Source organism: Brevundimonas sp. NPDC055311, from assembly GCF_053645695.1.
Window position 1 is genome coordinate 256,474 of sequence record NZ_JBSHMV010000002.1, and the last position, 18,734, is coordinate 275,207.

18 protein-coding genes are annotated in these 18,734 nt (G+C 68.5%); 7 read left to right on the plus strand and 11 right to left on the minus strand.

The window, feature by feature from the left end; translation table 11 throughout:
* Window positions 1-34: 34 nt before the first annotated feature.
* Together ACWIDZ_RS07075 and ACWIDZ_RS07080 are read left to right on the plus strand one after the other, a co-directional pair.
* Window positions 35-1,999 (plus strand): potassium transporter Kup, encoded by a 1,965-nt coding sequence (locus tag ACWIDZ_RS07075; RefSeq protein ID WP_453988134.1) that lies wholly within the window; start codon window positions 35-37, stop codon window positions 1,997-1,999.
* Window positions 1,996-3,390, plus strand: coding sequence for an RsmB/NOP family class I SAM-dependent RNA methyltransferase (locus tag ACWIDZ_RS07080; RefSeq protein ID WP_453988133.1), 1,395 nt, complete (start codon window positions 1,996-1,998; stop codon window positions 3,388-3,390). Before ACWIDZ_RS07075 ends, ACWIDZ_RS07080 begins: the two co-directional genes overlap by 4 nt.
* Here ACWIDZ_RS07080 and ACWIDZ_RS07085 read toward each other — a convergent pair.
* Complete coding sequence (locus ACWIDZ_RS07085; RefSeq protein WP_453988132.1) at window positions 3,387-4,193, minus strand: ABC transporter ATP-binding protein; 807 nt, start codon at window positions 4,191-4,193, stop codon at window positions 3,387-3,389. The genes ACWIDZ_RS07080 and ACWIDZ_RS07085 overlap by 4 nt on opposite strands.
* Complete coding sequence (locus ACWIDZ_RS07090; protein WP_312221047.1) at window positions 4,186-4,596, minus strand: metallopeptidase family protein; 411 nt, start codon at window positions 4,594-4,596, stop codon at window positions 4,186-4,188. Before ACWIDZ_RS07090 ends, ACWIDZ_RS07085 begins: the two co-directional genes overlap by 8 nt.
* 158 nt (window positions 4,597-4,754) lie before the next feature.
* Between ACWIDZ_RS07090 and ACWIDZ_RS07095 the strand changes: the two genes are divergently transcribed.
* A complete protein-coding gene (locus ACWIDZ_RS07095) occupies window positions 4,755-7,079 on the plus strand; it encodes an ATP-binding protein (RefSeq protein WP_453988131.1) in 2,325 nt (774 codons plus the stop codon).
* 54 nt (window positions 7,080-7,133) lie between these two features.
* Window positions 7,134-7,988: an HAD family hydrolase gene (locus ACWIDZ_RS07100; RefSeq protein WP_453988130.1), complete on the plus strand. Its 855-nt coding sequence runs from the start codon at window positions 7,134-7,136 to the stop codon at window positions 7,986-7,988.
* Here the strand turns inward: ACWIDZ_RS07100 and ACWIDZ_RS07105 are convergent.
* The 8 genes from ACWIDZ_RS07105 to ACWIDZ_RS07140 all read right to left on the minus strand — a co-directional run bounded on the left by ACWIDZ_RS07105 (window position 7,960) and on the right by ACWIDZ_RS07140 (window position 13,960).
* The gene (locus ACWIDZ_RS07105; RefSeq protein WP_453988129.1) at window positions 7,960-8,766 is read right to left on the minus strand and encodes a kinase; all 807 of its coding nucleotides are present in this window, start codon (window positions 8,764-8,766) and stop codon (window positions 7,960-7,962) included. The two genes, ACWIDZ_RS07100 and ACWIDZ_RS07105, sit on opposite strands and share 29 nt — an antisense overlap.
* 1 nt (window position 8,767) lies before the next feature.
* Complete coding sequence (locus ACWIDZ_RS07110; RefSeq protein ID WP_453988128.1) at window positions 8,768-9,088, minus strand: 2Fe-2S iron-sulfur cluster-binding protein; 321 nt, start codon at window positions 9,086-9,088, stop codon at window positions 8,768-8,770.
* Window positions 9,089-9,203: 115 nt separating this feature from the next.
* Window positions 9,204-10,001 carry a succinate dehydrogenase iron-sulfur subunit gene (locus ACWIDZ_RS07115; RefSeq protein ID WP_346519322.1) on the minus strand — a complete coding sequence of 266 codons (798 nt, stop codon included), beginning with the start codon at window positions 9,999-10,001 and terminating at the stop codon, window positions 9,204-9,206.
* Window positions 10,002-10,013: 12 nt separating this feature from the next.
* Window positions 10,014-11,798, minus strand: a complete 1,785-nt coding sequence (gene sdhA / locus ACWIDZ_RS07120) for a succinate dehydrogenase flavoprotein subunit (RefSeq protein ID WP_291780612.1) — start codon at window positions 11,796-11,798, stop codon at window positions 10,014-10,016.
* 7 nt (window positions 11,799-11,805) lie between these two features.
* Complete coding sequence (locus ACWIDZ_RS07125; protein WP_453988127.1) at window positions 11,806-12,201, minus strand: succinate dehydrogenase, hydrophobic membrane anchor protein; 396 nt, start codon at window positions 12,199-12,201, stop codon at window positions 11,806-11,808.
* Complete coding sequence (gene sdhC, locus ACWIDZ_RS07130) at window positions 12,198-12,575, minus strand: succinate dehydrogenase, cytochrome b556 subunit (protein ID WP_291781214.1); 378 nt, start codon at window positions 12,573-12,575, stop codon at window positions 12,198-12,200. Before sdhC ends, ACWIDZ_RS07125 begins: the two co-directional genes overlap by 4 nt.
* 213 nt (window positions 12,576-12,788) lie before the next feature.
* On the minus strand, window positions 12,789-13,202 hold the full coding sequence (locus ACWIDZ_RS07135) for an HIT domain-containing protein (protein WP_453988126.1): 414 nt from the start codon (window positions 13,200-13,202) through the stop codon (window positions 12,789-12,791).
* Window positions 13,199-13,960 carry an EcsC family protein gene (locus tag ACWIDZ_RS07140; RefSeq protein WP_453988125.1) on the minus strand — a complete coding sequence of 254 codons (762 nt, stop codon included), beginning with the start codon at window positions 13,958-13,960 and terminating at the stop codon, window positions 13,199-13,201. The genes ACWIDZ_RS07135 and ACWIDZ_RS07140 overlap by 4 nt, the downstream gene beginning before the upstream one ends.
* Before the next feature lie 127 nt (window positions 13,961-14,087).
* On the opposite strand from ACWIDZ_RS07140, the gene mdh reads away from it, so the two are divergent.
* The gene (gene mdh, locus ACWIDZ_RS07145) at window positions 14,088-15,050 is read left to right on the plus strand and encodes a malate dehydrogenase (protein ID WP_087141327.1); all 963 of its coding nucleotides are present in this window, start codon (window positions 14,088-14,090) and stop codon (window positions 15,048-15,050) included.
* A 242-nt stretch (window positions 15,051-15,292) separates the two neighbouring features.
* On the opposite strand, the gene zapE is transcribed toward mdh, so the two are convergent.
* Window positions 15,293-16,405 (minus strand): cell division protein ZapE, encoded by a 1,113-nt coding sequence (gene zapE / locus ACWIDZ_RS07150; RefSeq protein ID WP_453988124.1) that lies wholly within the window; start codon window positions 16,403-16,405, stop codon window positions 15,293-15,295.
* Between the two features lie 149 nt (window positions 16,406-16,554).
* Here zapE and ACWIDZ_RS07155 point away from each other — a divergent pair, with 149 nt between their 5' ends.
* Window positions 16,555-17,601: an aspartate-semialdehyde dehydrogenase gene (locus ACWIDZ_RS07155; RefSeq protein WP_453988123.1), complete on the plus strand. Its 1,047-nt coding sequence runs from the start codon at window positions 16,555-16,557 to the stop codon at window positions 17,599-17,601.
* 107 nt (window positions 17,602-17,708) lie between these two features.
* Entirely contained in the window at window positions 17,709-18,710 is a 1,002-nt protein-coding gene (gene rarD, locus ACWIDZ_RS07160) for an EamA family transporter RarD (protein WP_453988122.1), read from the plus strand.
* Window positions 18,711-18,734: the final 24 nt, after the last annotated feature.

An 18,734-nucleotide genomic window follows, 5' to 3' on the forward strand; every position in this document is an offset into this window, starting at 1 on the left:
CGCGCCTCCTCGCGCGACCCGGAGAAAACATTGCATGGTCGGGGACACGCCCCGCGGCGACGCCGCGCCAACCGCCAACGCCTCCTCTCCCGCGAACGCCCAGATTCCGCCTGACGGCGGATCCCAGGGCCAGGGCGGCAAGGCCGGCCGTCGCGCCCTGATCCTGGGCGCCATCGGCGTGGTGTTCGGCGACATCGGCACCAGCCCCATCTACGCCCTGCGCGAGGCCATCGGCCACGCCCAGAAGGGCGTCGAGGGCGACCTGGCCGTTATCGGCGTGGTGTCGCTGGCCTTCTGGGCGCTGATGGTGGTGGTGACGTTCAAATACGTCATGTTCCTGATGCGGGCCGACAACAAGGGCGAAGGCGGCACCCTGTCGCTGATGGCCCTGGCCCAGCACGCCATCGGGCGACGCAGCGCCTGGCTGTTCATCCTGGGCGTCTGCGGCGCGGCCCTGTTCTACAGCGACGGCGTCATCACCCCGGCCATTTCCGTGCTGTCGGCCATCGAGGGCCTGCAGGAGGCGCCGGGCCTGAACGGGCGCCTCGACCCCTTCATCGTGCCCCTGGCGGCGGGGATCCTCATCGCCCTGTTCCTGGTGCAGTCGCGCGGCACGGCCGGATTGGCCAGGTTCTTCGGCCCCATCACCCTGGTCTGGTTCCTGTCTCTGGGCCTGATGGGGGTGGCGCACATCTTCGACGACCTGTCGATCCTGAAGGCCCTGTCGCCCTATTACGGCATCAAGCTGCTGATCGCCGACGGCTTCCTCGGCTTCGTCATCCTGGGCAGCGTCTTCCTGGCCGTCACCGGCGCCGAGGCGCTGTATGCGGACATGGGCCATTTCGGCAAGTCGCCGATCCGCCAGGGCTGGTTGTTCATCGTCCTGCCCTGTCTGACCCTGAACTACCTGGGTCAGGGCGCCTTCCTGCTGTCGCACCCCGGCGCGGCTGACAACCCGTTCTGGAACATGGTGCCGCAACTGGTCTATTGGCCCATGCTGATCCTGGCCACGGCGGCCACGGTGATCGCCAGCCAGGCGGTCATCACAGGGGCCTTCTCGGTGACGCAGCAGGCGGTCCAGCTCGGCCTGCTGCCGCGACTGGACATCCGCAACACCTCCGAGACCCAGGCGGGCCAGATCTATGTGCCTGCGATCAACAGCCTGCTGATGGTGGGGGTGCTGTTCGTCCTGGTGACCTTCCAGTCCTCGCACAATCTGACGGCGGCCTATGGGGTGGCGGTGACCGGCACCATGATGGTCAACACCCTGATGTCCTTCACCGTGGTGCGGCACAAGTGGAAGTGGCCGATGTGGGCCGTGCTGCTGACGCTGGTGCCGTTCGGCTTCATCGACGCGGTCTTCCTGACCTCGAACCTGCTGAAGATTCCCGCCGGGGCGTGGATGCCGCTGGTGCTGGGCGGCGGTCTGGTCATGCTGATGTGGACCTGGGTGCGCGGCACGCAGATCCTGACCGACAAGACGCGCAAGGACAGCCTGCCGCTGACCGATCTGATCGAGATGTTGCGCGCCCGCCCGCCGCACCGGGCGCCGGGCACGGCCATCTTCCTGACCTCGGACGCCGATGTCGCGCCGGTGGCGCTGATGCACAACCTCAAGCACAACAAGGTGCTGCATGAGAAGAACATCATCCTGACCGTGCACACCTCCGACCGGCCGCGCGTGCCGGACCTCCAGCGGGTGGCGGTCGAGCCGATCAGCGACGATTTCAAGCGCCTGACCCTGACCTTTGGCTATATGGAGACGCCGAACGTGCCGCGCGCGCTCGGCCTGTGCCGCAAGCAGGGGCTGAAGTTCGACATCATGTCGACCAGCTTCTTCCTGGGCCGCCGTTCCGTCGTTCCCACCGCCCGCCAGGGCATGCCTCTTTGGCAGGACAAGCTGTTTATCTTCCTGATGCGTAACGCCGCCAACCCGACCGACTTCTTCCGCATTCCGCCCGGCCGCGTGGTCGAACTCGGCACCCAGGTGTCGGTGTGAGCGGGGGCGCCCCCAAGGGCAAAAGCTCCGCCGCGCGCGGCCGCCGCATCGCCGAGAAGGCGCGCGGCCCGCGTCGCGAACCGGCGCCGCGCCCGGCCGCAGACGACCCCCACGCCGACATCGGCGTCGAGGCGCGCCTGGTCGCCGGCCTGCTGCTGAACGCGGCGCTGGAGAAGCGCACCGGTCTGGACGAGGCCCTGTCCCAATCGCCAGCGCGCGACCTGCCGCCTCAGGATCGCGCCTTCGCCCGCGCTGTGGCCATGGCGGCCCTGCGCCGTCTGGGCGAGATCGACCAGATCCTCGAGCGCCGCCTGCAGAAGGCGCCGCCGCTGGCCGTCATGACCATCCTGCGCATCGCCCTGGCCCAGACCCTGGTGCTGGAGACGCCCGCCTTCGCCGCGGTGTCGACAGCGGTGAAGCTGGCCGAGCGCGATCCCAAGACGCGCCCCTACAAGAATCTGGTCAACGCCGTGCTGCGCGGCGTCGGCCGCGACGGGCCGGGCCTGACGACGGCGGAAGCCAATCTGCCCGACTGGCTGGCCCAGCGCTGGAAGGCGACCTATGGCGAGGCAGCCCTGATCGGCCTGGCCCTGGCTACGCGCGAGGAACCGGCGACCGACCTGACGGCCAAGCCCGGCGTCGACCCGGCCGAACTGGCCGCGGCGGTCGAGGGCGAGGCCCTGCCCGGCGGCACGGTCCGCACCGGCAAGCGCGGCGACGTCGCGTCCTGGCCCGGCTTCGAGGCGGGCGACTGGTGGGTGCAGGATGCGGCGGCCGCCGTCCCGGCGCGCCTGCTGGCGGTCAAGGCGGGCGAGACGGCGCTGGACCTGTGCGCCGCGCCGGGCGGCAAGACGCTGCAACTGGCCGCCGCCGGAGCCGAAGTTGTCGCGCTGGACCGGTCCGAGGCGCGCCTTAAGCGCCTGCGCCAGAATTTCGAGCGCATGAACCTCAAGGCCGAGGTTGTCGCCGTCCCGGCCGAAGACTGGGAAGACGACCGCGCCTTCGACGCCGTCCTGCTGGACGCGCCGTGCACGGCCACCGGCACCTATCGCCGCAACCCCGAGGTTCTGCGCGCCACCCGTCCCGCTGATGTGGCCAAGCTGGCCGACGTTCAGCACCGCCTGCTGGACGCCGCCGCCGAGAAGGTGAAGCCGGGCGGCCGTCTGGTCTATTGCGTCTGCTCGCTGGAGCGCGAAGAGGGCGAGACGCAGGTGATCGCCTTCCTGCGCCGCAATCCGGCCTTCCGCACCGTCGCCGCCGTTCCCGCCGAGGTCGGCGCCCCGGAAGAGGCCCTGACCGCCGAAGGCTGGCTGCGCATCCTGCCGTCGCAATGGGCGGAAAAGGGCGGTCTGGACGGCTTCTTCGCAGCGAAGCTGGAACGGATCGCCTAGCTGAGCTGAAGACCGAACCAGCCGTCGCGGCTGGAGACCGTCATCGGCAGGCCGAACAGGTCGGTCAGGGCGGCGTCGGTCAGCATGTCGGCCTTGGCGCCGTCGCGGGCGACGCGGCTGTCCTTCATCATGATGACGCGGTCGATCTCGGGCAGGATCTCCTCGATGTGGTGCGTCACCAGGATCAGGGTGGCGCCGCCCTGCGCCAGCGGACGAAGGCTGTCCAGGAACAGGCGGCGCGTCGCCGGGTCCAGCCCGCCGCACGGCTCGTCCAGCAGGATGGCGTCGGGCTGGTGAGCCAGGGCGCGGGCGATCAGCACCCTGCGCGCCTCGCCCGACGACAGGGTGGCCATCGAGCGGCCGATCAGATGCTCGACCCCCATGCGGTGCAGGGCCTCGGCGGCAGCGTCGCGCATGGCCGGCGTGATCGTTTCGCGCCGCCAGACCCCGCGCGAGGCGAAGAAGCCTGAGACGACCGCGTCCATCACCTCCAGCGCATCCTCGCCGGTCAGGTCCGACTGGGCGGCGGGCGAGACGAAGCCGAGGCGGCGGCGCAGGGAAAAGACGTCCCAGGGGCTCTGGCCGAACACCTCGACCCGCGCGCCATGCACCGGATAGAGCTGGTGCAGTATCAGCTTGACCAGCGTCGATTTGCCCGACCCGTTGCGGCCCAGAATGGCCGTGTGTTCGCCCGCCGCGAGGGTCAGGCTGATGTCGTCCAGAATGCGGCGCTCGGCGCGCACGACGCTGGCGTTCTCGATGTGCAGCAGCGGTGGGATGGAGGTCGCGGCCGCTTCAGTCATCGTCATCTTCGATGGCGTGAATCTGGTCGTCGTCCAGGCCCAGGTGGTGGCCGATCTCGTGGATCAGGACGTGGGCGATGATCTCGGCCAGGCCGACGTCGCCGCGCTCGCACCATTCGTCGAGGATCGGACGGCGATAGAGGAAGACGCGCGACGGCTCGGGCGCCGGACCCATGGCGTCGCGTTCGCCGATGTGGACGCCTGAATAGAGGCCGGTCAGTTCGAACGGGTCCTCGATCTCCAGATCGCGCAGGGTCTCCTCGTCGGCGAAGTCGTCGATGCGGATGACGACCTCCCCGGCCGCCTGGCGAAACAGATCGGGCAATCCGGCGAAGGCCTCCTCGGCCAGGCGGGCGAAATCATCGAGCGAAGGGGCGAGTTGGTCGGTCCAGGGCGTGGTCATGGCAAGGGATATCGCCCGCGCCGGGGCCAGTCGCAATCAGGGACGCGGCCGCGCGTGCATGGGCCGCATCGCAATTCGCCCAATCAGAGTATGGTAAACGCCGAATCGGCCTGTCCTGACGGGCGGCTGACGCTTGGATCGGAATTTCTGGGGAAGGCATGGCCGAGGCGGATCTCGCGGCCGACATCGCCTTTGCGGCCACGGCGGGGGCGGCGGGGCTGGCGCTGGCGGTCAGCGTCTGGGCCTGGCGCCTGCGCGCCCGGCTGGTCGCGCGCGAGATGGAGGTCGAGCAGAGCCTCGCCGGCGCCCAGGTCCAGGCGACCACGGGCGCCACGGCGTTGATGGCGTTCGACGACGTGCGCCTGGGCCTCGACCCGGACGGTGAGATCGAGAGCGTCTTCGGCGCCCCGGACATGCTGGCGGCCCTGGCGCCGGGCCGGGATGCGGCGGGGGCCGCCGAGGCGGTCCTGTCGACCCTGAGGCAATCCCACACCGGCCGCATGGAGGCGCTCGTCAACGCGGGCGAGGCGTTCGAGACCCTGCTGGAGACCCCGGACGGCGCCTGGGCCGTCGAAGGGCGGGCGCACGGCGGCGGGACCTGGTTGCGGCTGTCGCGCCTGGGCGGACCGGACAAGGGCGGCGAGGCCGGCCCCGGCGCCCTGGCCGAGCAGTCCCCGGCCCCCACCTGGGTGGTGGACGGGGCGGGCCACCTGATCTGGGCCAACAGCGCCTGGCTGCTGGAGACGGGCGCCGAGACGCTGGACGAGGCGCGTAGCCGGACCCTCAGCTTCGATCGGGGCGCCGACGCCGTGGTGGCTGAGGCCTTGCGCCTGAACGCGCGTCAGGAAGGCTTCCGCTGGACCACGGCGGGCGGGCGTCGCCGGGCGTGGAAGATCCTGGCCGAGCCGCTGGCCGGCGGGCGGGGCGCCGTGATCGCCTTCGCCATCGAGATGACCGAGGCCGAGGAGACGCGCGACACCCTGCGCCGCCACGTCGAGGCCCATGACGAGACGCTGAACCATCTGGCCGACGCCGTGGCCATCTTCGGCCCGTCTAAGCGGCTGGCCTTCCACAACACTGCCTTCCAGTCGTTGTTCGGGGTCGACCCGGCGTGGCTGGACGAGCGTCCGACCCACGCCGAACTGCTGGACCGGCTACGCCAGAAGCGTCTGCTGCCCGAAGTCGTCGACTATGCGGCGTGGAAGGCCGAAGAGCTGGACTTCTACGGCGCCGCCCAGGCCTCGCCGGACGACAGCTGGTCCCTGCCCGACGGGCGGACGCTGCGGGTGGTGCGCCAGCCGCACCCGCTGGGCGGCATTCTGCTGATCTTCTCGGACATCACCGGCGAGCTGCAATTGCGCAGCCGCTACAACGCCCAGATTCAGGTCCAGCGCGCGACGCTGGACAAGCTGAACGACGCCGTGGCCGTGTTCGGCTCGGACGGGCGGCTGCGGCTGCATAACGAAGCCTTTGAGAGTTTCTGGGGCGTTCCCGGCGAGCGGCTGATGGAGGCGGGCGACTTCGACGCCGTGGCCGCCTTGTGCCGTCCGGTTCTGCCCGACGCCGCCCTGTGGCTGGGGTTGAAGGCGCGGGTGGCCGACCCCGATCCGGAAAGCCGCGTGGCCATTTCGGGCGAGGGCCGCACCGAGGACGGCCGCATCGCCGCCTGGCAGACGCGCCCCCTGCCCGACGGCGCCACCCTGGTCGCCTTCTTCGACGTGACGGCCCGGCGTGAGCTGGAACAGGCCCTGGCCGCCAAGGAGGCCGCCCTGGCCGAGAGCCAGGCCCTGAAGCGCGAGTTCGTCGGCAGCGTCTCCTATGAGTTGCGCACGCCGCTGACGACCATCGTCGGCTATTCCGAACTGCTGGAGGCCATGGGCGACCTGCCCGAGCGCAGCCGTCAGCACGCGGGCGCCATCCGCGTGGCGGCCAGCCATCTGGCCCGCTCCATCGACGACGTGCTGGACATGGCCCAGATCGACGCGGGCGAGATGGAGCTGACCCTGGGCGACGTGCGGGTCTGCGACCTGCTGGACGAGGCGGCGGAAAAGATCCGGGCCAAGGTCGAGGGCCGCGGCGCGACGCTGCACATGGCCTGCCCGACCGGGCTGAAGCCGATCCGCGCCGACGCTCGCCGCATCGCACAGGCGGTCGATCACCTGCTCGAGAACGCCTGTCGCGCCGTGTCCGAAGGCGGCGCCGTCAGCCTGACCGCCGAGGCCGGACCGGGCGAGGTCCGCATCCGCGTCGAGGACACCGGCCGGGGCATCCCCTATCACCTGCAGGCCCACGTCTTCGACCGCTTCGTGCGGCGCGAGCGCGGCGGTCCGGGCGTGGCGCTGGCCCTGGTCAAGGCGTTGGTCGAACTGCACGGCGGCTGGGCCGAGGTCCAGTCCGAACCGGGCAAGGGCGCGGCCTTCATCCTGCACCTGCCGGTCGAGGCCACGGCGCCGACCGCCGCGCCGGAACTGCTGCTGGGCTGATCTGAACCCTCCAGTCGTGCTAGAGGGCGTGTCCAAGCCTTCCAGGACGTCTTCATGGCCGACACGACCCGCCCCCTGCTCAAGACCGCCGTCATCTATGATTTCGACGGCACCCTGGCCCGGGGAAACATGCAGGAGGTCAGCTTCATCCCCTCGATCGGGATGACGCCGGCCCAGTTCTGGAACGAGACCGTCCGTCCCCGGACCATCGCCTCGGACGGCGACGGCATCCTGATGTACATGCAGATGATGCTGCTGGCCGCGCGCGAACAGGGCGCGCCGGTGACGCGCCAGACGCTGCGCGACCACGGCCGCGACGTGGCCCTGTTCGAGGGCCTGCGCGACCGCTCCTGGTTCGACCGGATGAACGCCTTCGGCGCCCAGTTCGGGCTGGAGATCGAGCACTACATCATCTCGGCGGGCCTGACCGAGATGATCGAGGGCTGCCCCATCGCCGAGGCCTTCACCCACGTCTTCGCCTCGAAATACACCTATGACGAGGACGACGTGGCCGTCTGGCCCGCCGTGGGCGTCAACTACACGACCAAGACCCAGTATCTGTTCCGCATCAACAAGGGGGTGCACAACCACTGGGAGGACGAGCGCATCAATCGCTTCATCCCGGACGAGGAGCGCCCCATCCCCTTCGACCGGATGATCTTCCTGGGCGACGGCGACACCGATGTGCCGACCATGAAGATGATGCACACCAAGGGCGGCTTCTCCATCGCCGTCTACGACCCCGACAGCACCCCGCGCGACCATGACAAGATCCACCGCCTGATCTCGGAGGACCGGGTCAACTTCGTCGCGGCGGGCGACTATCGCGAAGGCTCGCCCGTCGACTTGATCGTCAAGGGCCTGATCGGCCGCATCGCCGTCAACTACGGCCGGATGCCGGCGGACTGAGGCGCCGGTCGGCGTCCAGCTGAAACACGAGGTCGGCGCGAACCCCGCCGGCCAGCATATGGCGGGTGATGCGCTCGAAATGCTGGATGAAGACGGCCAGTTCCGCGCGTCTGGCGGGCGGCAGTTCGGCGGGCGGCAGGCCCACCAGCCCCGCCTCCTGCTCGCAGCGCCAGTCCAGCACGGCGTCGAAAGATGGCGCCTTGAGGAACAGCATCGCGTCGAAGCGGGCGAAGACTTCGGCGTAGGGCCCGGCCAGGGCGGCGTTGACGGCGCGCCGCCATCTCCCTTCGCCGTCCTGCTCGGCTTCCAGAGTGTTGATCGGTGCGGTGAGTTCGGCCTCGGCCTGCGGCGTCGCGCCCAGGCACCAGCCGTCGACCAGCACCGCCGAGGGGCGGCCCGCAAACACAGGCCAGTCCGTTCTGGGCGCGCGATCATCGGCCAGTTTGTCGAAGGCGGGAAGCGGCGTGCGGCTGTCGGCGCCGGCGGCGCGCAGGGCGGCTAGGGCGCGCTCCAGCAGCGCAAGATCATGCGTCCCTGGCGGACCGCGTACGGCGAACAGGGGATGGGCCTCGCGGGCCAGGGCCTGGCGCTCAGCCTTTGTCAGATAGACGTCGTCCAGCGACAGATGCGCCGCGCCCAGCCGGGCGGCGGCGGCGCGCGCCAGGGTGGTCTTGCCGCAGCCCTGCGCTCCGGCGATCCCGATAACAGGAATGTGGCCCGGCCGCGCATGGGCCGCCGCCAGGGACCCGACGGCGACCAGCAGCCGGGCGTCGATCATCTCAGTGCTGGCTTTCCGGCAGGCGCACGATCAGGCCGTCCAGATCGTCGGTGACGCGGATCTGGCAGGACAGGCGGCTGTTCGACTCGACGTTCTCGGCGAAGTCCAGCATGGACTCCTCCATGGCTGAGGCGCGGCCCGTCTCGGCGGCGAAGTTCTCGTCGACATAGACATGGCAGGTGGCGCAGGCGCAGGCGCCGCCGCAATCGGCGTCGATGCCCGGTACATTGTTGCGGATCGCGCCTTCCATGACGGACAGGCCTTTCTTGACTTCGACCGTGTGCTCGGTTCCGTCGTGTTCAATGTAGGTGATCTTGGGCATGGAAGCGGTCTTAACTCTGGATGCCGGCTTGGCAAGCCTTGCTACGCGGCGGCCAAGGAAAACCCCCGGAACCAGGCGGTTCCGGGGGCCCTTCTTTTCGTCCTGATCGGCTGGATCAGGCGGCCGTCTTCTTGCGCGACGGCGAGACCATCAGCTTCTTGGTCTCGGCGATCGCCTTGGCCGGGTTCAGCCCCTTGGGGCAGACCTGGGCGCAGTTCATGATCGTGTGGCAGCGATACAGCTTGAAGGGGTCTTCAAGGTCGTCGAGACGCTTCTGGGTGGCGTCGTCGCGGCTGTCAGCGATCCAGCGGTAGGACTGCAGCAGGGCCGCCGGGCCGAGGTATTCTTCCTGGTTCCACCAGTAGCTCGGGCACGAGGTCGAGCAGCAGGCGCACAGGATGCACTCGTACAGGCCGTCCAGCTTCTCGCGGTCTTCCGGCGACTGCAGGCGCTCCTTCTCCGGGTCCGGCAGGTCGGACTGGAGGTAGGGCTGGATGGAGTCGTACTGGGCGTAGAACAGCGACAAGTCCGTCACCAGGTCCTTGACCACCGGCTGGTGGGGCAGGGGGGCGATGGTGATGTTGTGCGACGAGCACTCGGCCCAGCCCTTGGTGCAGGCCAGGGCGTTGCGGCCGTCGATGTTCATCGAGCACGAGCCGCAGATGCCTTCGCGGCACGAGCGACGGAACGACAGGGTCGGGTCGATCTCGTTCTTGATGTGGAGCAGGGCGTCCAGAAGCATCGGGCCGTGATCGTCGGTCGAGACCTCATAGACGTCCCAGCGCGGATCGGCGTCCACTTCGGGATCATAGCGATAGACCTTGTAGGTCTTGACGTTCTTCGCGCCGGCCGGGGCCTTGTGCACCTTGCCGGTGGTCGGCTTGGAGCCGCGCGGGAGGTTGAGCTGAACCATCTGCAATCCTCCTTAGTACACCCGAGCCCGGGGCTCGATGTAGGAGACCTCGTCGGTCATCGTGTATTTGTGCACCGGGCGGTAATCGATCTGGACCCCTTCGCCCGGACGCTTCCACGCCAGGGTGTGCTTCATCCAGTTTTCGTCGTCGCGGTCGGGGAAGTCCTCGCGGGCGTGGGCGCCGCGCGATTCCGTGCGGTTCAGCGCGCCTTCGATGGTGACCAGGGCCTGCGAGATCAGGTTGTCGTATTCCAGCGTCTCGACCAGGTCGGTGTTCCAGATCAGGCCGCGATCCGTGGTCTTGATGTCGGCGCCGGCGGCCTCGATCGAGCGCAGCTTCTGCACGCCCTCTTCAAGGGTCTTGCCGGTGCGGAACACGGCGGCGTCGGCCTGCATGGCCCGCTGCATGTCCAGACGCAGGTGCGACGTCGGGGTCGAGCCCGAGGCGTTGCGGAAGCGGTCCAGGCGCGCGATGTGCGCATCGGTCTGGGCCTTGGAAGCGGACGGCACGGCCGAGTTCTTGTCCACGACCTCGCCGCAGCGCAGGCCGACGGCGCGGCCGAACACCACCAGGTCGGTCAGGGAGTTGGAGCCCAGACGGTTGGCGCCGTGCACCGAGACGCAGCCCGCCTCGCCTACGGCCATCAGGCCGGGCACCACGCTGTCGGGGTTGCCGTCGCGCAGCGTCAGCACCTCGCCGTGATAGTTCGTCGGGATGCCGCCCATGTTGTAGTGGACGGTCGGAATGACCGGGATCGGCTCCTTGGTCACATCGACGCCGGCGAAGATCTTGGCGCTTTCCGAGATGCCCGGCAGGCGCGCGTGCAGCACCGCCGGATCGAGGTGATCCAGGTGCAGGAAGATGTGGTCCTTGTTCGGACCCACGCCGCGGCCTTCGCGGATTTCGATGGTCATGGAGCGGCTGACCATGTCGCGCGGGGCCAGGTCCTTCACGGTCGGCGCATAGCGCTCCATGAAGCGCTCGCCTTCCGAGTTGGTCAGGTAGCCGCCTTCACCGCGGGCGCCTTCAGTGATCAGGCAGCCGGCGCCGTAGATGCCGGTCGGGTGGAACTGCACGAACTCCATGTCCTGCAGCGGCAGGCCGGCGCGCAGCACCATGGCGTTGCCGTCGCCGGTGCAGGTGTGGGCCGAGGTGGCCGAGAAATAGGCGCGGCCGTAACCGCCGGTGGCCAGCACCACCATCTTGGCGCGGAACTGGTGAAGTTGGCCGGTGTCGAGCTGCAGCGCGGTGACGCCGGTGCAGGCGCCGTCCTGCATGATCAGGTCCAGGGCGAAATACTCGACGAAGAACTTCACCTCGCGACGGACCGACTGGCCGTACAGGGTGTGCAGGATGGCGTGGCCGGTGCGGTCGGCGGCGGCGCAGGTGCGCTGCACCGGGCCTTCGCCGAAGTTGCGGGTCATGCCGCCGAAGGCGCGCTGGTAGATCTTGCCTTCGTCGGTGCGGCTGAAGGGCACGCCCCAGTGTTCCAGCTCATAGACGGCCTGAGGCGCGTTGCGGACCAGGTATTCGATGGCGTCTTGGTCGCCCAGCCAGTCCGACCCCTTGACGGTGTCGTACATGTGCCACTGCCAGGAGTCCTCGCCCATGTTGCCGAGCGAGGCGGAGATGCCCCCTTGCGCCGCCACGGTGTGCGAGCGGGTCGGGAAGACCTTGGTGACGCAGGCGACCTTCAGGCCCTGCTGGGCGGCGCCGAGGGCGGCGCGCAGGCCAGAACCGCCGGCGCCGACGACGACGACGTCGTATTCGTGATCGATAAGCTCGTATGCAGCCATGGCGGGGTCAGACTCCGGCCGGCAGCGGGGCCGAGCCCAGCGCCAGACGCACGATGAAGAAGACGCTGGCGGCCGCCAGCACGAAGAAGACCAGGTTCGAGACCAGAACCAGTCCAGAGCGGGAAGAGGCGGGGACGTAGTCCTCGATGATCACCTTCCAGGCTAGGCTGGCGAACAGGCAGAAGACCACCGCCGTCACGGCCAGAAGGCCGGCGTTCAGCGTGCTGCCGAACCAGGCGATGACCGCGCTGTAGTCGGCGCCAGCCAGGGTGAGGCCCGACGACAGGACCCACAGGCCCAGCGGCATCAGGGCCAGAAGGGCCAGCTTCTCGAGTTTCCATTCCCCGGCGCCGAGACGCTCGGAGATTTTCACATTGTTCTTGAACTTGGGCGCGGCGCTCACAGCGAAACCTTTCCAGCAGCGAACAGCACGACCCAGAACAGGACGGCCAGGACGATCGGGCCCCAGACGGCGATCTGCGCCAGCAGATTGGCCGACTTGATGGTCAGCCCACGACCGGTGTCGTTGATCAGGTGGCGCGCGCCGTTCAGCAGGAAGGAGAACAGCACCCAGGTCAGGCCGAACCAGATGAACAGGCCGAACGGCGAGCCCGAGAAGGCGGCGACCGAGGCGAAGGCGTCCGGGCCGGAAGCCGTGGCGGCGACCCAGCCCAGCAGCAGGATCGCGCCCACGCTGGCCGCGCCGATGGTGACGCGGAACAGGATCGACGCGACCATGGTCATGTGCCAGCGCCAGATATCGGTGAAGGGCGACATCGGTGCGACGTGCCCGTTGGGGTGACGGACGTAGCGGCCCGTCCGGTCGCCAGTTTCGCCCGCAGCCGTGGGAGTGTTCGACATGCGAATGATTCTCAAAAAACCCGAGGAATTTCAGGGCCGGATTGCAGTGCAACAGGCTTTAGTGACGCAGACGGGGGGGTGTCAACGAAGGGGGCCGATTCCGACGAAAGTCGGCCCTCCGTCCTAGAGTCAAAAGGCCGCGATGTGCGCCAGGGCGGGATCGCGTGTTTCCGGCGCGCACGGAACCGCCCCCGGACGTCCCCAGACCGGATCGGGCCACAGGGGGTCGTCGCGCCGACGGCCGACGACATGGATATGAAGCTGGGCTGTGACATTGCCCAGGGCGGCGACGTTCAGCTTGTCGATGGGAGCCTCGCGCAGGGCGCCCAGTTCGCGCACCAGGGCGCCGGCGCGGACGATCTCCTCGCTCAGAAGGGCGCGCTGCTCGGGCGACAGGTCCTCCAGCTCGACCGCGCCGGGGACGCGGGGCAGCAGGATCAGCCAGGGAAAGCGGGCGTCGTCCTGGAACCGCACCTGGCACAGGGGCCAGTCGGCGGCGAAGACGGAGGCGGCCTCGAAGGCGGGATCGGCGGTGAAGCTCATGCGGCGTCCTGATCGGCGAGAAGGCGCAGGCGATAGGCGTTCATCGCCGTCTCGGCCAGGCGTTGGGTCAGGCGCCAGTTGACCACGGCCCCGATCGGCGCGCCGACCAGGGGCAGCAGCTGGGCCAGCTTCGCCACGTCGATGTAGTCGCGGTACTCCAGCTGGAACTTGCGCCAGTCGAAGGCCTTCAGGGCGTCAGGATCATTCGGCGCGCGCATGGCGGCCTCCAGCGCAGCCAGGGCCTCGGGGCGATGCCGGGCGCTGGAGAAGGCCAGCTGGAAGATGCGCAGGACGATCACCCGCTCCTTCAGGTCGCGGCCGGAATAGCCGTAGAGGGCGGCGATCTCGAACAGCATCTTGACCTTGATCGCCATCAGAGCCGGAAAGTCCGCCGCCGCCATCAGGAAGCCCCCGGCGCCCGCCACCCCGCCCTCGACGCTGGCGGTGGTGCGATACAGCTCGACGCGCGTGCGAACCCTGGCCTCGCGCTCCTGTAGGGCGCCTTCGGTCAGGGGGCGGGCGGTGGTCCACTCCGATCCGGCCAGCAGGCCGCGCGTCATCTGCTGCACGGCGCCGGTCACGATCTCGTGCACGCGCTCGGGAATGACGCGGTTGATGCGGTCCTGGGTCGCGCGGGTGGTCTTGTCCCACAGGCCGGGCCGTTTCAGCTGGCGGTCGCGCCAGGCCAGGGCCTCGGCCAGGGCGCGCGCCTCATAGGCGGCGTCCGTCATCGGGGGAGCGTCCGTGGGTTTGGCCATGGCCGCAGCCTCGCAGGCCTCGACGAAAGGCGCAACGCGGAACGCTTGCCGCGATCTGCCGACAGGTCTAGACCGCCGTTCCAGCGACTACCGTTTCGCACACGCAATATCGACTGGAGAGACCTGAATGGCTCGCGCGAAGATCGCCCTCATCGGCGCCGGAATGATCGGCGGAACCCTGGCCCACGTGGCCGCGCGCGAAGCGCTGGGCGACGTCATCCTGTTCGACATCGCCGAAGGCACCCCCCAGGGCAAGGCTCTGGACATCGCCGAAGCCTCGGCCGTCTTCGGTCAGGACGTGGCCCTGAAGGGCGCCAACGACTACGCCGACATCGCGGGCGCCGACGTCTGCATCGTCACCGCCGGCGTGCCGCGCAAGCCGGGCATGAGCCGCGACGACCTGATCGGCATCAACCTCAAAGTCATGAAGGCCGTCGGCGAGGGCATCAAGCAGCACGCCCCCAACGCCTTCGTCATCTGCATCACCAACCCGCTCGACGCCATGGTCTGGGCCCTGCAGAAATTCTCGGGCCTGCCCAAGGAGAAGGTCATCGGCATGGCCGGCGTGCTGGACTCGGCCCGCTTCGCCTACTTCCTGGCTGAAAAGACCGGCGTCTCGGTGCAGGACATCCACGCCTGGACCCTGGGCGGTCACGGCGACGACATGGTGCCGATGGTGCGCCACTCGACCGTCGGCGGCCTGCCGCTGCCGGACGCGGTCGCTGCGGGCTTCCTGTCGCAGGCCGATCTGGACGCCATCGTCGAGCGCACCCGCAAGGGCGGCGGCGAGATCGTGGCCCTGCTGAAGACCGGATCGGCCTTCTACGCCCCGGCCGAGAGCGCGATTGCGATGGCCAAGTCCTACCTGCTGGACCAGAAGCGCGTCCTGCCGTGCGCCGTGTGGCTGTCGGGCGAATACGGCCTGTCGGACCTCTACGTCGGCGTCCCGGCCCTGATCGGCGCCGCCGGCGTCGAGAAGGTCATTGAGTTCACCACCAACGACGACGAAAAGGCGATGTTCGCCAAGTCGGTCGCCTCGGTCCAGGGCCTGATCCAGGCCTGTAAGGACATTGAACCTTCCTTGGCTTAAGGGCGCTAACGCGAGCCGCGCGGCGGCTCGCTGCTTGAGCGCTTAGGCGTCTAAATTGGAAAGGGCCGCATCTTCGGGGGCGGCCCTTTTTCATGCGCCATTTCTGGCAACCGCTCATCCCGGCGGACGCCGGGAACCAGTGCTTTGGCCGCCAATGCGGCGTTGGCTAACAAGCGCTCTAAAATGCGGTGCGCGAGGTTCGTACTGGATCCCGGCGTCCGCCGGGATGAGCGGAAAGGAGTTTACGCCGCCTCGGCTTCCTCACGCTGCTCCAGCCAGGCCTCGCTCTGCATCTCGTTGAAGCGCGACACCGTCCGCTCGAACTCGAAGGCGCCGACGCCCTCGGTGTAGAGCGCCTCGGGCGCGGCCTCAGCCAGGACGACCAGCCGGGTCTTGGCCTCGTAAAGCGCGTCGACCAGCGTCACAAGGCGGCGCGCCTCGTGGTGGTTGGCCGGGCTGAGCAGGGGCACGTCGGCCAGGAACAGGGTGTGGAAGCGCCGCGCGACGGCGAGATAGTCCTGCGGTCCCAGCGGACGGCCGCACAGCTCGTTGAAGGTCGCGCGCGCCATGGCGCCGACCGTGCGCTCCAGCTTCACCTCACGGCCCAGCACCGGCAGGGCGATGGGCTCCTCCGGCTCGCCGCCCTTGAGGTCGGACCACAGGGTCTCGAAGCCCTGCCGCGCCTCGGCGTCCAGCGGCGAAAACCAGACCCTGGCCCCGGCCATGCGGTCCAGGCGGAAGTCCCGGGCGCCCGCCGTCTCGACCACGTCGCAACGTTGGCGGATGATGTCGATGAAGGGCAGGAAGAGCTGGCGGTTGATGCCGTTCTTGTAGAGGTCTTCGGGCGCGCGGTTCGAGGTGACGGCCAGCACCACCTTCTTTTCGAACAGGGCCTCGAACAGCCGACCCAGGATCATGGCGTCGGCGATGTCCGTCACCTGCAACTCGTCGAAGCACAGCAGACGCGCCTCAGAGGCGATCAGGGCGGCGATCGGCGGGATGGGATCGTCCCCCTTGGCGGTTCCGAACACGGCCTTGCGGCTGCGCGGGGTTCCGTCGCGCCACTGCTTCACCAGGTCGTGGATGCGCGCCATGAAGGCGTGGAAGTGGGCGCGGACCTTCTTCTGCTCGGGCGTCGAGGAGTAGAAGAGGTCCATCAGCATGGACTTGCCGCGTCCGGGCGGGCCCCAGATGTAGATGCCCCTGACCTCGGGCAGGGCGCCGAACAGCCCCTTCTTCGACAGGTCGGTCTCCAGCCGCTCAAGCGCGCCGATCAGGGCGGCCTGGGCCGGTTCGGGCGTGATCACGCCCTCTTCCACGCGGATGTCGTAGGCGTTGCGGATGCGGGAGGTCATGGCCAGCAGATAGCTCCCCGATGGGGCCGGGGGAAGGCGTTCGCGGATTCCGGCGCCGAATTGGAGGATTCTGGTTGCTTCGCGGCTGCGAAGGACCCAAATGCAGAAGCGTTTCTCCCAAACGCCCCCGAACAAAGGATGATTTCATCATGGGCTATCGCGTCGCCGTCGTAGGCGCCACAGGCAATGTCGGCCGGGAAATCCTGGCCATCCTCGAGGAAGTGAACTTCCCCGTCGAGAAAATGCACGCGATCGCCTCTCGAAAATCCAAAGGCGTCGAGGTCTCCTTCGGCGACAGCACCATCAAGTGCGAGGACATCGAGCAGTTCGACTTCTCGAGCGTCGACCTGGTGCTGATGAGCGCCGGCGGCGGCGTGTCGCGCGAATGGTCCGAGAAGATCGGCAGGGCCGGTCCCATCGTCATCGACAACTCCTCGGCCTTCCGCATGGACCCGGACGTGCCGCTGATCGTGCCGGAAGTGAACCCGGACGCCGCCAAGCTGGCGACCAGGAAGAACATCGTCGCCAACCCCAACTGCTCGACCGCCCAGCTGGTGGTGGCGCTGAAGCCGCTGCATGACGCGGCCAAGATCAAGCGCGTCGTCGTCTCGACCTACCAGTCCGTCTCGGGCGCCGGGAAGGAAGGCATGGACGAGCTGTGGAACCAGACCAAGGCCATCTACGGCCTGGGCGACGCCACGCCGAAGAAATTCCCCAAGCAGATCGCCTTCAACGTCATCCCCTACATCGGCGCCTTCAACGAGGACGGCTACACCGATGAAGAAGCCAAGATGTGGGACGAGACGCACAAGATGATCGACCCGTCGATCAAGCTGACCGTCACCTGCGTGCGCGTGCCGGTCTTCGTGGGCCACTCCGAAGCCGTGACGGTCGAGTTCGACCGTCCGATCGCCCCGGACGAAGCCCGCGAGATCCTGCGCGAGGCGCCGGGCGTCCTGGTCGTCGATAAGCAGGAACACGACGGCTACATCACTCCGGTCGACGCCGCGGGCGAACATGCCGTCTATGTCAGCCGCATCCGCAAGGACCCGACTGTCGAGCACGGTCTGTCCTTCTGGGTGGTGTCGGACAACCTGCGCAAGGGCGCGGCCCTGAACGCCGTGCAGATCGCCCAGCTGCTGGACGAGACCGGCGTCATCTCGCCCAAGAGCGGCTATCGCACTTTGACTGTGTAAGCAGAGGTCCCTCACGCTTCGCGCGCGGCGCGAGGCTGCTTGAGGGGCGTCATATGTGTTGAACCCCCGCCGCGTCGGCGATGCGGCGGGGGTCGAAAGGTACCAGAGTGAGCGCCTCCCCTGCTCCCGCCTCCGAAGCCCGCGCCGCCTTGGCGGCGGGCGTGTTCTGCTACCTGATCTGGGGGTTCGTGCCCCTGGTGTTCCAGCAGATGGGCCATCAGGGGGCGGACGCCTGGGAGATCATGGGGCACCGGGCCGTCTGGGGCCTGGTCTGGGCCGCGCTGCTGGTCATGCTGTCGCGCCAGTGGACGCAGGTCATGGCCGTGCTGCGCCAGCCCAGGGTGCTGGGCTGGCTGGCCCTGTCCGCGGTGTTGATCGCGGGGAACTGGACCACCTACATCATCGCGGTGAACGACGGGCGGACCCTCGACGCCTCGCTCGGCTACTACCTCAATCCGCTGCTGAACATGGCGGCGGGGGCGTGGCTGTTCCGTGAGAAGATCGACTGGGCCGGAAAGATCGCCATGGCGCTGGCGGCGGTCGGAGTGCTGCTGCAGACCATAGCCCTCGGGCACGCGCCCTGGGTCTCGATCATCTTGGCCCTGACCTTTGCGGCCTACGGCATCATCAGGAAGCGCGTCTCGGTCGACGCCCAGACGGGGCTGTTCCTGGAGTGTCTGCTGCTGGCCCTGCCGGGTCTGATCTGGCTGATTCACATCGAAAGCACGGGCGCGGGTCATTTCACCGCCTCGCCTTCGGCGACCCTGTGGCTGTTGTTCGCCGGACCGGCCACGGTCATTCCCCTGGCCCTGTTCGCCTGGGCGGCGCGGCGGATGCCCCTGTCGAGCATGGGCTTTCTGCAGTTCCTGGCGCCGACCATCGTCTTCATCATCGGCGCCTTGCAGGGCGAGGCCCTGGGGCCGCTGCGCATCGCCTCCTTCGTCTTCATCTGGGTCGCCGTGGCCGTCTTCGCCGTCGGCGCCGTGCTCAAGGTGCGTCGCGCGGCGCATACGGCCGAGACCATCGTCGCGCCCGAACCCGGCCTGCTGGACGATCCCGCCGAGGATCGAATGGACGCCATCGGCGAGAAACCTTCGACTTCGCGTTGAGGTCGAAGGCCGTCCCGTCCTAAA

Excerpts from the sequence above, each read along its gene's own strand:
- ACWIDZ_RS07085 (WP_453988132.1), bottom strand. The coding sequence starts at position 4,193 with ATGACTGAAGCGGCCGCGACCTCCATCCCACCGCTGCTGCACATCGAG.
- ACWIDZ_RS07135 (WP_453988126.1), bottom strand. The coding sequence starts at position 13,202 with ATGAGCTTCACCGCCGATCCCGCCTTCGAGGCCGCCTCCGTCTTCGCC.
- ACWIDZ_RS07140 (WP_453988125.1), bottom strand. The coding sequence starts at position 13,960 with ATGGCCAAACCCACGGACGCTCCCCCGATGACGGACGCCGCCTATGAG.
- ACWIDZ_RS07090 (WP_312221047.1), bottom strand. The coding sequence starts at position 4,596 with ATGACCACGCCCTGGACCGACCAACTCGCCCCTTCGCTCGATGATTTC.
- ACWIDZ_RS07075 (WP_453988134.1), top strand. The coding sequence starts at position 35 with ATGGTCGGGGACACGCCCCGCGGCGACGCCGCGCCAACCGCCAACGCC.
- ACWIDZ_RS07110 (WP_453988128.1), bottom strand. The coding sequence starts at position 9,088 with ATGCCCAAGATCACCTACATTGAACACGACGGAACCGAGCACACGGTC.
- ACWIDZ_RS07100 (WP_453988130.1), top strand. The coding sequence starts at position 7,134 with ATGGCCGACACGACCCGCCCCCTGCTCAAGACCGCCGTCATCTATGAT.
- sdhA (WP_291780612.1), bottom strand. The coding sequence starts at position 11,798 with ATGGCTGCATACGAGCTTATCGATCACGAATACGACGTCGTCGTCGTC.
- zapE (WP_453988124.1), bottom strand. The coding sequence starts at position 16,405 with ATGACCTCCCGCATCCGCAACGCCTACGACATCCGCGTGGAAGAGGGC.
- sdhC (WP_291781214.1), bottom strand. The coding sequence starts at position 12,575 with ATGTCGCCCTTCACCGATATCTGGCGCTGGCACATGACCATGGTCGCG.
- ACWIDZ_RS07155 (WP_453988123.1), top strand. The coding sequence starts at position 16,555 with ATGGGCTATCGCGTCGCCGTCGTAGGCGCCACAGGCAATGTCGGCCGG.
- ACWIDZ_RS07115 (WP_346519322.1), bottom strand. The coding sequence starts at position 10,001 with ATGGTTCAGCTCAACCTCCCGCGCGGCTCCAAGCCGACCACCGGCAAG.
- ACWIDZ_RS07105 (WP_453988129.1), bottom strand. The coding sequence starts at position 8,766 with ATGATCGACGCCCGGCTGCTGGTCGCCGTCGGGTCCCTGGCGGCGGCC.
- mdh (WP_087141327.1), top strand. The coding sequence starts at position 14,088 with ATGGCTCGCGCGAAGATCGCCCTCATCGGCGCCGGAATGATCGGCGGA.
- ACWIDZ_RS07095 (WP_453988131.1), top strand. The coding sequence starts at position 4,755 with ATGGCCGAGGCGGATCTCGCGGCCGACATCGCCTTTGCGGCCACGGCG.